The sequence below is a fragment of the Streptomyces odontomachi genome (assembly GCF_024435355.1).
GTDB lineage: Bacteria > Actinomycetota > Actinomycetes > Streptomycetales > Streptomycetaceae > Streptomyces > Streptomyces odontomachi.
The window spans coordinates 219484-234717 of the sequence record NZ_JAMJWG010000001.1 but is presented as its reverse complement, the minus strand read 5'-3'; the positions used below and the strand labels follow the sequence as shown (position 1 = coordinate 234717).

Genomic DNA, 15234 nt, shown 5'->3' with positions numbered 1-15234 from the left:
TCCGGGCGGGTTGCGTCTGTGGGGTCCAGGTGAGCCGTCGACGGGACGTGGGAGAAGGTCCTCACCGTCGTCGGAGGCCGCCTCGCCCTCTGCCTGACTTCTGTCAGACGCTGTGAGCGGCTTCGCTCGCATCGGAAAGTCGTCGGATGGCGGCAGTGCGGATCAGGGCGGTGGCGCGATGGATGTCGGTGTCGAGGGGCCGGTCCTGGTCGAGGAAGGCGATGGACTGACGCATCGTGGTGTGTGCCGCGCGGGTGGCCGGAGCGAGGAGGTGCGGGCCCCGTAGATCAGCAGCCTGGGCCAGGGCGAGCAGGGTGATCGCGGCAACCTCGGTGGCAAGGCCGATCGAGGTGCGGGCGTGCCGGGCAGCGATCGTGCCCATGCTGACCTTGTCCTGATTGTGGGATTCGGTGGACCGGGAGAAGGAACTGACCGGCATGGTCAGGTGCAGTGCCTCCGCGGTGAGGGCCGAGGCGGTCAACTGCGTGCCCTTGAAGCCGTGGTGTACCCCTGCTTCGGCCGAGGCGACCGGGGCGACCAGGTTCGCGGGGAGGCCCCTGCTGTAGGAGTCGTCGAGGAGCAATTGGAGCTGGCGGTCGAGGAGGTCGGCCACGGAGGCGGCGGCGCTGGTCAACGCTTGGGCGGCCTGGGCGACGTGTCCGCCGTAGAAGTTGCCGCTGTTGTGGACACGGCCGGTGGCGGCGTCGAACAGCGGGTTGTCGTTGGAGGAGTTGATCTCGGTTGTCAGCCAATGACCGGTCCATTCCAGGGTGTCGCGCAGTACGCCGATGACATGGGGTGCGCAGCGCAGGGAGTAGGGGTCTTGGATGTTGCGGTCGAGTTCGGCGTAGCCGGTCTCGGAGGTCTCCGCGCTCGGTGGTACGGCGGTCAGGCGGGAGCCGGTGAGCAGGCGGTGGATGTGAGCGGCGCTGGCGGCCTGCCCGCGGTGCCGCTTGTGGGTGTGGGGAAAGGCGTCGAACTGTTCGGCAGGGCCGCGCCGGACCTCGGTGGCCCAGGCGGTGCACAGCTCCGCGATCCAGGCCAGTTCGCGGGCTTCGGCGTGCGCGAGGGTGGCGTAGGCGGTCATGAACGACGTGCCGTTGACCAGGGCGAGGCCCTCCTTGGCCCGGAGGTGGACGGGGTGCAGGCCGCGCGCGCGTAGCGCCTCGGCCGCGGGCAGCTCGCGACCCTGGCAGCGCACGTTGCCTTCGCCGGTGAGCACGGCCGCGACGTAGCTCAGCGGAGCCAGGTCGCCGCTGGCGCCGACCGAGCCGCGTTCGGGGATGAGCGGCAGGAGATCGGCGCGGAGCAGCTCGAGCAGCAGCGTGACGGGTTCTTCACGGATGGCGGAGGAGCCGCGGGCCGCGCAGTTCGCACGGATGAGCAAGGTGGCCCGCACGACGTCGTCGGGCGCGTACGAGCCCACCCCCGCCCGCAGAAACCGCAAGAGGTTGCGTTGGAGGGCCTCCGCTTTGGCGGCCGAGATCTGTCGGTCACTGCTGTCGCCGAAGCCGGTGGTGACGCCGTACAGGGCGGCACCTGAAGCGATCAGGTCGTTCTTGACACGTACCGAGGCCGCCATGCGAACCCGGGCCTCGTCCGTCAGCGCGCAGACCACCGGGCCGGGCCGGGTGGCGGCGGAGGATACGTGATCGAGAGTGAGGCTGTGCCCGTCCAGAGCAAGAGTCGTCAGCACGGTTGAGGTGGGAAGAGGGGGTACGGGCATGGCGCAACCTTTGCGGATGGTGAGGGCGGGCTGGACATCGTGGTGCCTGCCGCGTGTACGAGCCGGCAGGTTCCCCAATGCCGTTTCTGGTCAGGAACGCTGGCCCCGAGCGTTGACCTCGGCGAGACACAGGCCCGCGAAGTCCTCCCGGGTGACCTGGGTGAACGTGGCAGGCCCGGTATAGGTAACGGCGAACCGTTCCGGCAGGTCAGCGGCGAGATGCTGGCGTTGAGGCGCCGGAAAAGCCGGGTTGTCTCGTCCTGCCGAACGGACACGTGGCTCGGTGCGCACGGCCGCCCGTCCTCCCTGCGCGCGGCAAGGCGCTGCCCCGCCCCAACGTGGTTCACCTGTATGGATCGCAGCCAGAAGAGGCTGCCGCGCCACGAGTACGCAGCGGATCGCGGGCCCGTGGCTCGCCGGTAAGGACGGCCACGGCGGCAGGGCGGAGGTGGCCTGTGGTGCTCCTGAGCCAGGAGCGAGAGTCGGACGGAGCGTCATGCGGGCCCGGTGGAAGGCGCCGGCGAGGTCCTGCTCGACCAGGTCGGGCGAGCAGGACCCCAGCCGCCCGTCGCCCGCTGGCGAGGACACACGCGCACACCTCGCCGCTCGGGTCGGGACGTCTTCATGGGCGGCCGGCCGGGGAATCGTGACCCGGCTCCCTGCCCCTGCACTTCACCTCCTGCGAGGCTCCTGGACAGATCGTGTCACACGAAGCGATGAATCTCCTATCCTGAAGCTTTTAGTGCAGTTATGGTCTCTTACGCCGATGATGCGTAGTTCGTGGATAGATCGCCGAAGGGATGCCCGTGGAGACGGATGGAGCAAGCCCTGCCCTGTACCGGGCCAGAGGCTGGTGGCGCCCCGAGCGGCTCGATGAGCTGGTGCTACGTCATGCGGCCGGCGCAGGTGACCGTCCCGCGGTCGTCGGCGCGCAGGCGCTCACGCATGCCGGGCTCGCTTCAGCCGTGGACGCAGCGGCGCAGGGCCTGACGGACCTGGGGTTGAAGGCGCCGCGTCCGGTACTCGTCCAGCTGCCCAATTCCGTCGAGTTGCTGGCGCTCACCCTGGCCCTGCTGCGCATGGGCTGCCCGCCGATCCTGGCGCATCCGGCGCTGCGGCGGCACGAACTCCTGCCGGTGGTTGCCGATCTGGCCCCGGTGGCGGCAGCCGTTCCCGCCCGGAGCGGTGCCTTCGACCACCCGGAGATGGTGCGCGAGCTGCGTCATCACCAGTCCGCCCTGGCCACGACCCTGGTGCTGGGCGGCAGCGAGGCCCTGGGCCCGGGAGAAGTCGACCTCCAGGAGGCGCTGGGCGCGGCGGCCCCTTCTGCCCAGCGCCCTACGCACCGGACGCAAGCTGGAGACACTGCCCTGTATTTCCTCTCCAGCGGCACCACGGGCCCTCCCAAGCCGGTTCCTCGCACCCATGAAGCGCTCGGTTTCGTCCTGCGTCACGCCTCGGTCGTCGCCGGTCTCGGGCCGGAAAGCGTCTACCTGGCCGCACTGCCGGCGACGCACTGCTTCACCTGTGCCTACCCCGGTGTGCTGGGGACGCTGGCCAGCGGGGGAGCCGTCGCGCTGGCTGCGGAAGGGGACGTCGAGTTGCTGCTCGATCTGTTCGAGTCGGTGCGACCCACCCATTGCGCGCTCGTCCCGGCCCTCGTCGAGCAGCTGCTGGAGTATGCACCCCTGCGTCCCGTGCCGCGGGACCTGAAGCCCGTCATCCAGGTCGGTGGTGCCCGCCTGGACCCGGTGACGGCAGGCCGGGTCCGCACGGAGCTGGGCTGGCGCTTGCAGCAGGGGTACGGGATGAGCGAGGGCCTGGTGTGCTTCACCCGGCTCGACGACCCCGACGAAGTCGTCGTGGCCGTCCAGGGCAGGCCCGTGGCGCCCGGGGATGAGCTGCTCGTCGTCGGGGAGGACGGACGCCCGGTTCCCGCCGGCGAGGAAGGCGAGTTGTGGGTGCGCGGCCCCAGCGTCATCACCGCCTACGCGGGCCGGGCCGAGCGGGAGACGGGCCGCTTCGGGCCCGAGGGGCACTACCGCACCGGCGACCTGGTGCGGATGACCCCCGACGGCAACGTCGTGGTGACCGGCCGGCTGAAGGACGTGATCAACCGGGCCGGCGAGAAGATCCCCGCCGACGACGTGGAGGCACTGCTCGTCCGCCACCCGCTGGTGCGCGCGGTCGCCGTCGTCGGGTTCCCCCATCAGATCTACGGCGAGGGGACCTGCGCCGTCGTCGTCCCGGACCCGTCTGCGGACGGCCAGCCGCTCACCCTGTGGCGGCTGCGGCGCTACCTGACCGAGCAGGGCCTGGCCCCCTACAAACTTCCCGACCGGCTCCTGCTGGCCGAGGAACTTCCGCGGGTCGGCGTCGGCAAGGTCGACAAGGCGGCCGTGCGGCGGCTGGTGGAGGGGCGCGGCTGCCCGCCCGAACCCCTGCCCAGCGCCGTCAGCAGCGACTGACCCGCTCACCCCGGCGCCTTCCCTGGCCGCCGACGCGCACCGCCCGACCTCGCCCACAACGTCCCTGCCTGCTCCGCCCCCGCACAGGAGGAACCGCATGAATGACGGGCAACATCCCGCATGTCACGAGCCGGTCGCCGTCATCGGAGCGGCCTGCCGTCTCCCCGGCGGGATCGACGGTCTCGACGTGCTGTGGGACGCCCTGAGCGAGGGCCGCGACCTGATCACCGATGTGCCCCCCGATCGGTTCGACAAGGCGTGGTTCCACTCCCCCGACCCGAGGCGGCCGGGCAAGAGCTACACCTTCGCCGGCGGCTTCCTCGACCGGATCGAGGACTGGGACCCCGCCTTCTTCGGGATCTCCCCCCGTGAGGCAGCTCGGATCGACCCCAAGCAGCGTATGGCGCTGGAGATGGCCGTCGAGGCCTTCGATGATGCGGGCGTCGATCCGGCGGAGCTGCGCGGCTCCGTCACCGCCGTCCACATCGGCGTATACGCCCAAAGCTACGGCGCGCTCCAATCGCGCGACGTGGCGTCGATCGACGCGCCGACCGCCATGGGCAACACCGGAACCGTCGTGGCCAACCGGATCTCCTACCACTTCGACCTGCGCGGGCCCAGCCTCACGGTGGACACCGCGTGCTCGTCATCCCTGGTCGCCGTCCACCAGGCGTGCGAGACGTTGCAGGACACCCGCTGCCGGCTGGCGCTCGCCGGCGGGGTCAACGCCGTCCTCGATCCCTACGAGTACGTGGTCGCCAGCAAGGCGCAGATGCTCTCGCCAACCGGCCGCAGCCGCGCCTTCTCCGCTGACGCGGACGGGTTCGTGCGGGCCGAGGGCGGTGGCCTCGTCGTGCTCAAGCGGCTCCGCGACGCAGTAGCCGACGGGGACCGCGTCCATGCCGTGATCCTGGGCACCGGTACGAACTGCGACGGCCACACCCCTGGTCTGGCCCACCCCAGCGTGGACGCCCAGCGGGACCTCCTGCGCGAGGTCTACGCACGGGCCGGCGTGGCACCCGACGACCTCGCCTACCTGGAGGCGCACGGCACAGGCACGCGCGTCGGCGACCTGGTCGAGTGCACCGCCATCGGCCAGGCGCTCGGCACCCGGCGCTGCCAGGGCGGACCGCTGCCGATCGGATCGGTCAAGACGAACGTCGGGCACCTGGAGGCGGCAGCCGGGATCGTCGGCCTGCTGAAGGCGATCACGGTGATCCGCAACCGCCAGGTCCCGCCCTCGCTCCACGCGCACACGCTGAATCCGGACATCGACTTTGCCGGGCTGGGGATCGAACCGGTGCGTGCGCTACGGCCCGTCAGGGCGCCGGGGCGCGGACTCGTCGGAGTCAACTCGTTCGGCGCTGGCGGTGCGAACGCCCATGTCATCCTGGGCCCGCCCGCTCCCGAGGAGACGACGAAGCCCCCGAAGGTCGACGCGGGACGGCGGTTGCCGGTGGTGGTCTCCGGACACACCGAGGCGGCGGTGCGACAGGCCGCCGGCTCGTTCGCCGAGCGGTTCAGCGCGGCCGCCCCCGACGAGTTCTACGCCTTGGCGTCGACCGCCTGCACCCGCAGGGGGCACCGCACCTACCGCGCCGCGGTGCTGGCCTCCGACGCGGCGGAAGCGGCCGATCGCCTGGCGGAGGTGGCCCGACCAGCGGGTGGTACGGACGCGGTACGCACGGCCGCGGAGAACGGGAAGGTGGCCTTCGTCTTCTCCGGCAACGGTGCCCAGTGGGCGGGCATGGGTGCCGACCTGCTCGGTGTCCTGCCCGCCTTCAGCGAGGAGGTCGCCCGCGTCGACGTCGCCGTGCGCTCACTCGCAGGGTGGTCGGTGATCGACGAGCTGCGCACGTCGGCGAAGAGTTCGCGACTGGATCGGACCGAGTACGCCCAACCCGCGCTTTTCGCGGTCCAGGCGGGACTCGTCGCCGAACTCGCCGAGCGGGGCGTGCGCCCCGCCGCCGTCGCAGGCCACAGTGTGGGTGAGGCAGCCGCCTTCTACGCCTGCGGGGTGCTGACCCTGGAGTCGGCGGCGCGCGTGGTGGTCGAACGCAGCCGGGCCCAGGCCGGTACGGCGGGCAGTGGCAGGATGGCTGCCGTCGGGTTGTCGCCCGCCCGCGTCGAGAAGAAGCTGGCCGCCTTCCGGGGGCGGCTGGAGATCGCCGGGATCAACGACGAGCGAAACGTCACCGTCTCCGGCGAGTCCGCAGCCCTGCGGGAGCTGGGTCAGCGGCTGGCACTGGAAGACGTCTTCTTCCGCGAGCTCGACCTTGACCACCCGTTTCACAGCAGGGGCATGGACTCCGTGGTGGAGCCCCTGCGGCACGCTCTGGCCGGGCTGGTCGCACACGCGCCGCGCATCCCGATGATCTCGACCGTGACCGGCGGCCTCTTGGAGCCGGGCGACGGCGGCGCGGACTACTGGTGCCGCAACGTGCGCGAACCCGTGCTGTTCGCGCAGGCCGTCCGGGCGCTCGCCGACGACGGCACCGACGTGTTCGTGGAGATCGCCCCGCACCCCGTCCTGCGCGGCTACCTCAAGCGGTCGGCGTCCGCCGGGCACCGCCGGGCCGCCGTCGTGCCCACACTGGCGCGGCCCGTGGGCGGCGAGGGCGGCGCCGCACAGCTGGACGACGCCACGTGCGCCGTGCTCGCCGCCGGCGCCGAAGTCTCCTGGCAGACCTTCTTCCCCGTTCGCGGACGGGTCGCCGAGCTGCCCCGGACCCCCTGGCAGCGAACCCGGCACTGGAACGGCGCGGCCGAGTGGTGGGCGCCGCTGACCGGGAGCGGACACGGCAGGTACGAGCACCCGCTGCTGGGTGTGCGGGCGCCGTTGCAGCAGCCCGGGTGGCACGGTGAGGTGGAGCCCGCGCGCCTGCCGTGGCTGGCCGATCACCGCCTCGGTGACGAGGTGGTGATGCCCGGTGCGACGTTCGCGGAGATGGCGGCTGCGGCCGGCCGCCGCGCGCTCGGCGGCCCCGCCGAAGTCTGCGACCTGCGGCTGCGACGCCTGCTGACGCTGCCGTGGGACGACCCGGCGATGGACGTGCGCACGCAGGTGTCCGTGCACGACGGCGGCCTGGTGCGTATCGCTGCTCGCGCGGGTGGGGCTCCCTGGAAAACGCATGCACAAGCGTTCGTCCGGCCCCTGGGAGACGGCCCGCCACCGGCCGGAGGCGACTTCGGTGACGTCGTCGGCTCCCCGCACGCCCGCCGTTGGAGCGCCGCGGAACACTATGCGCGGATGGCGGCGCTCGGAATCGGCTACGGGCCGGCGTTCCGCCCGCTTCGCGTGCTGCACACTCTCGAAGACCGCGCGGTGGCCGACTACGAGCTTGCGGACGACTGCGCCGAGCAGGACGCCGAGGAGGGCTTCCTGGTGCACCCCGCGTTGCTGGACGCTGCGCTGCAAGCCACCGCGGTCCTGCTGGCGGACACCGACACGGACCCGTTCCTCCCGCACTCCATCGGGTCCCTGCGCCGCTGGCGGCGTCCCGCCGGGGCCGGACACATCCACGTCCGTCTGCGGGAGGTCACCGCTGACGAGGCCACCTTCGACCTGACCGTCACCGACGACGACGGCACGGTGGCCGTGGAGATCGAGGGCTACCGAGGCAGGCGCTGGCACAGCGCCGCGCACCGACCGCGTGATTACACGACCGTACTGCGGTCAGCCTCCCGTCCGGGAGCACGGCCGCGCTCCACGGCGCCGAGCCCGGCCACCCTGGCGTCGGCCGCCACCACGGAGGACGCGGGCGCGGCGGCAGCGGCGACCGCCGAGGCCACCGTCGAGTTCACCGCCCATCACGGTGCCCGGGTGCTCTCCGAATTGGCGCCGGACGGTGCGCCTTTCGACGTGCCCGGCCTGATCGGTGCCGGAGTGCTGCCGCAGTACGACCGGCTGGTCGCCCTGCTCGCGTCCACCGCGGAGGACCACGGCCTGCTGGAGAACGTCTCGCCGGCTGGACAGCCGCCCAGGTGGCGGCCGCTCGCGGGGATCGATCCGGACAGGAGCCTTGCGGCGACGAGCCGGCACCTCCCCGGCATCGCACCGGTGCGCGTGCTGTACGAGCGGTGCGCCCGGCACCTGCGCCAGGTCCTGACCGGTGAGATCGACGCGGTGCAGGCGGTCTTCCCTGAGGGCGCCATCCACCAGGCCCAGTACTGCTACGAGTCGACGCCGATGGCGCGCGCAGCCACCCGGCGCGCAGCGACCGCCGTGGCCGCCCTGGCCGACAGCTGGCCCCCCGACCGTCCGCTGCGCGTCCTGGAGGTCGGGGGCGGCACCGGATCGATCACCTCCGCCCTGCTGCCCCTGCTGCCGGCGGACCGCACCGAGTACGTCTTCACCGACGTCTCCACGCACTTGCTCCAGGCGGCGCGGAAACGCTTCGAGGACTACGACTTCGTGCAGTACAAGCCCTTCGACCTGGAGCTGTCCCTGGCCGAACAGGACCTGACGGGACGGCAGTTCGATCTCGTGGTCGCGGCCGACGTGCTCCACGTCGCCTCGGACCTGCGTCAGGCCCTGCGCCGGGTGGCCGCCACGCTCGTCCCGGACGGGCAGTTGCTGGTGGTGGAACACCACGATCCGCGCATTCTCGCGCTCGTCTTCGGTCTGCTCGAGGGCTTTTGGAGCTACCGCGACACCGACCTCCGCACGCAGTCGCCGTTGCTCGACGCGCCGGGGTGGCGGCGTGTCCTGGGCGAGTGCGGCTTCGGTGCCCTCGCCCCGGTCGGCCCCTCACCGGACTCCGGCGGGCAGTCGGTCCTGCTCGCACAGCGGGCGGACGATCAGGCACCGGGACCGGCACCGGAACAGGAGCCGGTCCCGCTGGGAGGGCGTTGGGTCGTGGCCGCCGAGGACGCGGCCCGGCCCCTCGCCGACGCCTTGCGGTCCCGGCTGGAGGAGGCCGGCGGCCAGGCGACCCGCATGCCGACGCACGCCGACCAGGCGGAGTGGGCCACACTGCTCGACACGGCGCGCCCCGACCATGTGGTACTGGTGCTCCGGCACCCCCGGGAAGCGACGGGCGGCGAGGAGATGGCCGTGGCGCTCACCCGCATCGCCGTGCTGCGTGCCTTCCTCGACGGCGGTGACACCGCAGGCGTCACACCTCACCTGTGGATCGTCAACACCTCCACTGGCGCCATGCCCACGCTCGGCGCCCGGCCCGCTCCCGTGGACGCGGCGACGTGGGGGGTGGCCCGCGTGCTCGACGGCGAACGCCCCCACCTGACAGCCCGCCACATCGCGCTCCGTACCAGCGGGGACGCGGACACCGACGCCCGGATCCTCGTGCGGGAACTGGCCTGCCCGGACGACGAGGACGAGATCGTGCTCACCGAGCACGGCCGCTTCGTCTCGCGGCTGCGGCAGGACACCACCCGTCCGTCCGACGCGCCGGACGGAGCGCACGCCCTGCTGGTGGAGGACGCCGGGCCCGGTCACCGCCTGTCGTGGGAGGAGGTCGAGGTGAAGCCCCCTGGTGCGGGTGAGGTGGTCGTCGAGGTACGGGCCGCATCGGTGACCCCCCGGGACGCGGCACGTGCGACGGAGGTCGCCACCGGGGCGCGCCGCCGGGTCGGCTGCGCACTGGCGGGCGTGGTCGTCGAGGTGGGGCCGGATGTCGCCGGCCTTGCACCCGGGGAGCGTGTCTACGGACTCGCGCCCGGCGCCTGCGCTTCCCGGGTGCGGGCACGCGTCGACATGCTGGCGCCCGTCCCCGACGGCCTGGCCTTCACCGAGGCGGCGGCGCTGCCCGCGGCTTTCCTGACGGCCCATCGCGCCCTGGATCACATCGCCCGGCTGCATCGCGGCGAAACGCTGTTCATCCGCGGCACGGGAGGGGGGCTCGCCCTGGCGGCCACGGTCCACGCTCGGCGCTCCGGGGCCCGCGTCCTGGCTGCCGCCGAGCAGGAGGCCGACCGGGACATGCTGCGGGCGGTCGGCGCGGCGGACGTCTTCGACAGCACCGACCCGGCGCTCCACCGCCACCTGCGCGACCGCACCGGACCGGGCCCCGACGTGGTGCTGGACTGTGACGGTACCGACACCGCCGACACCGTGGCCATCCTGCCGCCGGGCGGCCGGCTCATCCGCGTCGTGCACGGCACGCAGGACGCGGAGACGCCGCAGCTGCGGCACAGCGAGACCCTGTTCGCCTCGGTGGACGCCGCGTGGGCGGTCACCACGCAGCCCGAGTCGGTGGCCCCCCTCTTCGCCACGGTCGCCACGCGGGTTGCCGACGGCACCTACGGCCCGGTGCCCTTCACCTGCCACGTGGCAACGCAGGCAGCCGAGGCGTTCCAGTGGCTGCGCACCGGAGCCGCTATCGGAGAAACCGTCCTCGACTTCTCCGCTCTGCCCCCGGTGCGCCGCACCCACCGTCCTCTCGTCCTGGATCCGGAGGGCTGCTACCTGATCACCGGAGGGCTGGGCGGTTTCGGCGCCGCGACGGCCGAATGGCTCGCCGCGCGCGGGGCTCGACGCCTGGTCCTGGTGAGCCGCCGCGGGCCGGCGACCGAGGGTGCCGACGCCCTTCTTGCCCGGTTGCGGGAGCACGGCGCCCGCGCCACCGCCCATGCCGTCGACGTCACCGACCCGCAGAAGGTGCGAGCGCTCCTCGATGAGCTGGCGGAGCACGAGGGGCCGCTGCGCGGCGTGGTCCACTCCGCCGTCGTCCTGCACGACGCCGCGTTCACCGACGGCGATGCGCAGCAGGACCGGGCCGTGCTGGCGCCGAAACTGGGCGGAACCCGGGTGCTCGACATCGCGACCAGAACGCTCGGCCTGGACTTCTTCATCGTCTACTCCTCGATCACCAGTGCCATCGGCCATCTGCATCAGGCCACGTACGCGGCCGGGAACGCCATGGCGGAGGCCGTCGTCCGCGAGCGCCGCGCCGCGGGCCTGCCCGGTCTGGCCGTCCAGTGGAGCGGCATCGAAGGGGTCGGCGCGCTCGCCGACCAGGCCATCGCACGGAACGCCGTCAACCGGGGCCTGGGTCTGATCAGCACCGAGCAGGCGTTCGCGGCGTTGGAAGAACTCCTCGACCGCGACGCCGATGTCGCCGCCGTGCTCAACATCGACTGGGGTCGTCTGGCCGACGTCCGACCCTACTTCCGCGATCGCCCGAGGCTGCGCCATCTCGTGCCGCTCGGTGAACACGTCGACTACGCGGTGCTGGAGACGCAGCGGCGGAGGCTGGCGCAGGCTCCGCTCCAGGAGGCTCGAGAGGTGGCTGAAGACATGCTGTGCCGGCTGGTCGGCCGCATTCTCGGCTCACCGGCCGGCGGCATCGACCGTTCGCTCTCCCTGGACCAGCTCGGTGTGGATTCCATCATGGCGGCCGAGTTGATCGGCGCGATCCGCAAGGAGTTCGGCTGCGAACTGGCCCTGGTAGAGGTCTCCTCAGGGCCGTCAGTGACAGAGCTGGCGGCTCGCGTCGTGGCTCGGCTGCGCGAGGAAGCGAAGTGAAGCTGCACGTGAGGACCTGGGGCAACGGCCGACGAACGGCGCTGCTCGTGCACGGGTTGGCGTCCGACTCCGGCACCTGGGAAGCGGTCGCGCCCGGCCTCGTCCAACTCGGCTACCGGGTGCTGGCACCCGACCTGCGCGGCCACGGTCGCAGCCCACGCGGCTACTACAGCCCCCAGGCGCTCGCCGACGATCTCGTCCACACCCTGCCCGCAGGCGCCGACCTCGCCCTCGGGCACTCCGTGGGCGCCGCGGTGCTGACCCTGGCGGCGCAGCGGCTGGCAGCGGCGCGGCTGGTCTACGCGGAGCCTTATTGGGGGATCACCGCCGTGCCCGATCCACCCGCAGCATCCCGTGCGAATCGGCTGATGGCGGCGAGCGCTCGGCAGATCGCCGCCCAGTACCCCGCATGGCCGCGGCATGCGGTCACCGCCGAGGCGGCGGGCAGAGCCCGCTGGGACCCGCGCACCATGACCGACCTCCACACCTTCGACATGCCCGGCGCGCCACCGGGTGCCGCGGTGCCGTCCCTCGTGCTGCGGGCCGGGATCCCGGGTGTGGCGCCGGAACTGGACGAGGCCGCGCTACGGCAAGCCGGCTTCGACACGGCCACCGTCCCGGACGCCGGTCACCTGATCCACCACGACCAGCTCGAGGGCTTCCTGGCCGCGTTGCGCACCTGGTTGGGCAGGACAGCCGGCGCGGATCCCATCCCCATCTGAGGAGCCACTATTGCCGAACGATCCCCACCTCCCCCTCGGTGTCCGCCTGCGCGCCATGCCGGACGCCGAACGCGAACGCATCCTGCTCGACGTCATCACGGAGTGCACCGCGCACGTGCTCGGCTACCCGGGCACCGACGACCTGGATCCCGATCTCACCTTCCCCGAGGCGGGTGTCGACTCCCTCACCGCGTCGCGCATCCGCAGCCGCATCGCCGCACGGATCGGCGTCCCCGTGCCACGGGCGCGCTTCGGCGTGGACACCTCCTTCTTCGAAGCGGCCCGGATCCTCAGCAGCCTGGTCGAGGAAGCACCGTCGCACCAGGTGCCGGGCTGACCACGGCCATACCGTCGACACAGAGCGCCGGGCTCACTTCCACGCCACCCAGAGCACCACACACCCCCGCGACCATGTCCGCACCGTGCTGAAAGACGTCCGCAGCACGGCATCGAGGTCGTCGGCGTCGTCGCCGGCGTTGGCGAAGATGCCGCGTCGGTTGTACACGTCCATCAGCCACCGGGCCTGCGCAGGCACCCGCACCGCCTGGCCCCGGCCGACGACGGTGGCACCGAAGAACCGGCCGCCGGGCGAGAGCACCCGGGCGGCCTCCCGTACCGGGTGCGACTTCGCCGGGATGCCCTGACCGGGCAGGGTGTGGAAGACCAACGACATGGCGACGGACTCCATGCTCGCCTCGTCCACCTCCCACGGCTTGAGCACGTCCTGCCGGTACGTTCGCACCCGGTGGCCCGGCAGGGCCTTGCGCGCCATGTCGAGCGGGGCCTCATGACGGTCCAGCAGGTGGACCGCGGTCCCGGTCGGCAGGGCGGAGCGCCGCAGAAGCGAGCCCGTCCCCGGCCCGACGTCCAGGTGCCTGCCGCCGGCGTGACGCCGGTAGAGATCGACGATGTGCCGGGTCGGGCACCGCCAGAACAAGGGGCAGTTCACGGCATGCACGAGCAGGTCGTACTTGTTCATGAAGGAAGCGGTGTAGGCATACACGACGTGGCCTCACTCGTGTAGGGGCGGGGTCTGTGGCATGCCTATTGCCTGGCGGCGCGAAAAGTTTCCCCTCTCGCAGGCCCCTCCCGGCGACCTCACCTGCCTGGACGAACCGCTATCGGACGGTCGTTCCCAAGCTCGCGAAGCCGATGATGTACGGCCCGTGGCCCGTCACCGGCGCCGACTCCCCAAGCTCGTCCGGCCCAGCCGCTCAACGGTCATCACCTCAGCAGGCCACCGAACAGGCCGATGGTGCTCCCAGCGTGGCTGTCGGTGCGTGCCCGCTCGGTCCTGTGACCGCTCGGAATACAGAAGGGCTTCCCCACTGTCCCACCGCCCGCCACTCCCCACCCCGCCGAATCATCGCTGGCAGCTGAAACCTCATTCCTGTGATCACACGTCATACGCGTTACGCGGATCGGCGCGGACACACGGTTTCCGAGACGAGGCCGCACCGGGAAACCATGCCAGCTACGCTGGCAGGTAGGCCTGTTAGGCGAGTCTGACTACATCCGGGACGGTGCGGGGGAAATGTCAGCTTCGGTGGTGCGGGTGGAGACGGTGGAAGTGGACGCTCAGGGCTCCCGTCAGATCCGCAACAGAAATCGCAGTACCGCTTCTTTGCAGGACCGCTCCGACGAGTTGGAACAGGCGATCGTCTCGGCGTCGGAAATCGCTCAGGGCTCATTGGCCCGTATGGCCCCGAGTGACGGCTGGCGGGTCGCCAGTGTGGAACTCACGTTCGGAGTGACCCTTGCGGCCGAGGCCGGGGTGATCCTCTCCAAGGCTTCAGCCGAAGCCTCGTTCGAAGTGACCCTCACCGTCGAGCGGGCCTGAGGGTGCCCGATGCCGGGGAGGGGGCTACGCAGTCGACCTTCAGCAGGGTGGGACGGCGTTAGGCGCGGGGTTCCTCCTGACTCGCTGCTTCGTCGTGACCGCGAACCACTGTCTCCGCTACCTGTCCCCCACGGACGAACGAGTGACTGTGGAACTCGAAGGAGGTCACCATGTGGAAGGGCGTGTGTTACGCCGCGCGGAAGAGGCCGATTTGGCACTCATCGAGATTCTTCAGCCCGGCATCGTTCCGATAGCGCCACCCAAGGCGGATCTGGCCCGGCAAGGAGATCTCTGGCGGGGCCTCCATCGACCGTCCTTCGACGATCCGCATCTGGGCGGAAGAGTCGACAACGGCACCATGGACTACGCGTGCGAGGGCGGCGGCTGTATCGAGGTCATTCAGCTTCTGGCCGCACAGGGGCTCGGCGACTATTCAGGGTACTCGGGTGGTCCGGTCGAGCGCGTGACACCAGGTCAGGAAGAGGCCGTCCTGGGCGTTCTCGTCGAGCAGTATCCCGATCGCCAAGGCGGTGAGCGCTCGACCAACGTGCTATTCGCGGCCACGATTCGCGAAGTCATGGCGCGATTCGAGTACTTTCAGACCGGTCATCTGCTCAAGGTTCTGGACTCGAACGCAGAGGCTCCGGTCACGGTTTCCGAGATCCCCGAGGACCGCAGTCTGGGAGCTGCACTCAAGAAGGGCGAGGCGTTGCTCGCCGCCCTCAAAGAATGGTCCAGCCAGGACCTGCTCGATCCTACGCACCTCCTCACCCTGCAAGCGCAGGTAGCGAGGGGTGTGATCGACATGGCGCTAGGTGGTTCTGGTGACGACCTTACTGACTGAGCTGATCAGCAGTGCCGAGACCGCGTTGACCAGCCGTACTCCGTTCGAAAGCACCTCGCTTGCGGGCCTTTCGGACGAGGCCGCCGCCGACATCGTCAGGCGTGAACCGAATGCCATGGAGTCCGTGTGTTATCTGGCTGCGCTTCTC

Annotated in this window: 7 protein-coding genes and 1 pseudogene; 6 read left to right on the top strand and 2 right to left on the bottom strand. The window is 71.3% G+C overall.

What is annotated here, in order from left to right:
• Positions 1 to 103 precede the first annotated feature (103 nt).
• Positions 104 to 1726 carry an HAL/PAL/TAL family ammonia-lyase gene (locus NQO67_RS00960; RefSeq protein WP_255945308.1) on the bottom strand — a complete coding sequence of 541 codons (1623 nt, stop codon included), beginning with the start codon at positions 1724 to 1726 and terminating at the stop codon, positions 104 to 106.
• Between the two features lie 806 nt (positions 1727 to 2532).
• On the opposite strand from NQO67_RS00960, the gene NQO67_RS00955 reads away from it, so the two are divergent.
• From NQO67_RS00955 to NQO67_RS00940, 4 genes are all read left to right on the top strand, one after another.
• Positions 2533 to 4194: an AMP-binding protein gene (locus NQO67_RS00955; protein WP_255945306.1), complete on the top strand. Its 1662-nt coding sequence runs from the start codon at positions 2533 to 2535 to the stop codon at positions 4192 to 4194.
• Between the two features lie 97 nt (positions 4195 to 4291).
• On the top strand, positions 4292 to 11680 hold the full coding sequence (locus NQO67_RS00950) for a type I polyketide synthase (RefSeq protein ID WP_255945304.1): 7389 nt from the start codon (positions 4292 to 4294) through the stop codon (positions 11678 to 11680).
• Entirely contained in the window at positions 11677 to 12402 is a 726-nt protein-coding gene (locus NQO67_RS00945) for an alpha/beta fold hydrolase (protein WP_255945302.1), read from the top strand. Before NQO67_RS00950 ends, NQO67_RS00945 begins: the two co-directional genes overlap by 4 nt.
• A 10-nt stretch (positions 12403 to 12412) precedes the next feature.
• Entirely contained in the window at positions 12413 to 12739 is a 327-nt protein-coding gene (locus NQO67_RS00940; RefSeq protein ID WP_255945300.1) for an acyl carrier protein, read from the top strand.
• Positions 12740 to 12772: 33 nt separating this feature from the next.
• Here NQO67_RS00940 and NQO67_RS00935 read toward each other — a convergent pair whose 3' ends face one another.
• Positions 12773 to 13381, bottom strand: a complete 609-nt coding sequence (locus NQO67_RS00935; protein ID WP_255945298.1) for a class I SAM-dependent methyltransferase — start codon at positions 13379 to 13381, stop codon at positions 12773 to 12775.
• Positions 13382 to 13936: 555 nt separating this feature from the next.
• Between NQO67_RS00935 and NQO67_RS00930 the strand changes: the two genes are divergently transcribed.
• Together NQO67_RS00930 and NQO67_RS00925 are read left to right on the top strand one after the other, a co-directional pair.
• Positions 13937 to 14242 (top strand): CU044_2847 family protein, encoded by a 306-nt coding sequence (locus tag NQO67_RS00930; protein ID WP_255945296.1) that lies wholly within the window; start codon positions 13937 to 13939, stop codon positions 14240 to 14242.
• Between the two features lie 37 nt (positions 14243 to 14279).
• A pseudogene (locus NQO67_RS00925) lies at positions 14280 to 15086 on the top strand (trypsin-like peptidase domain-containing protein); the annotation flags it as partial.
• Positions 15087 to 15234 lie beyond the last annotated feature (148 nt).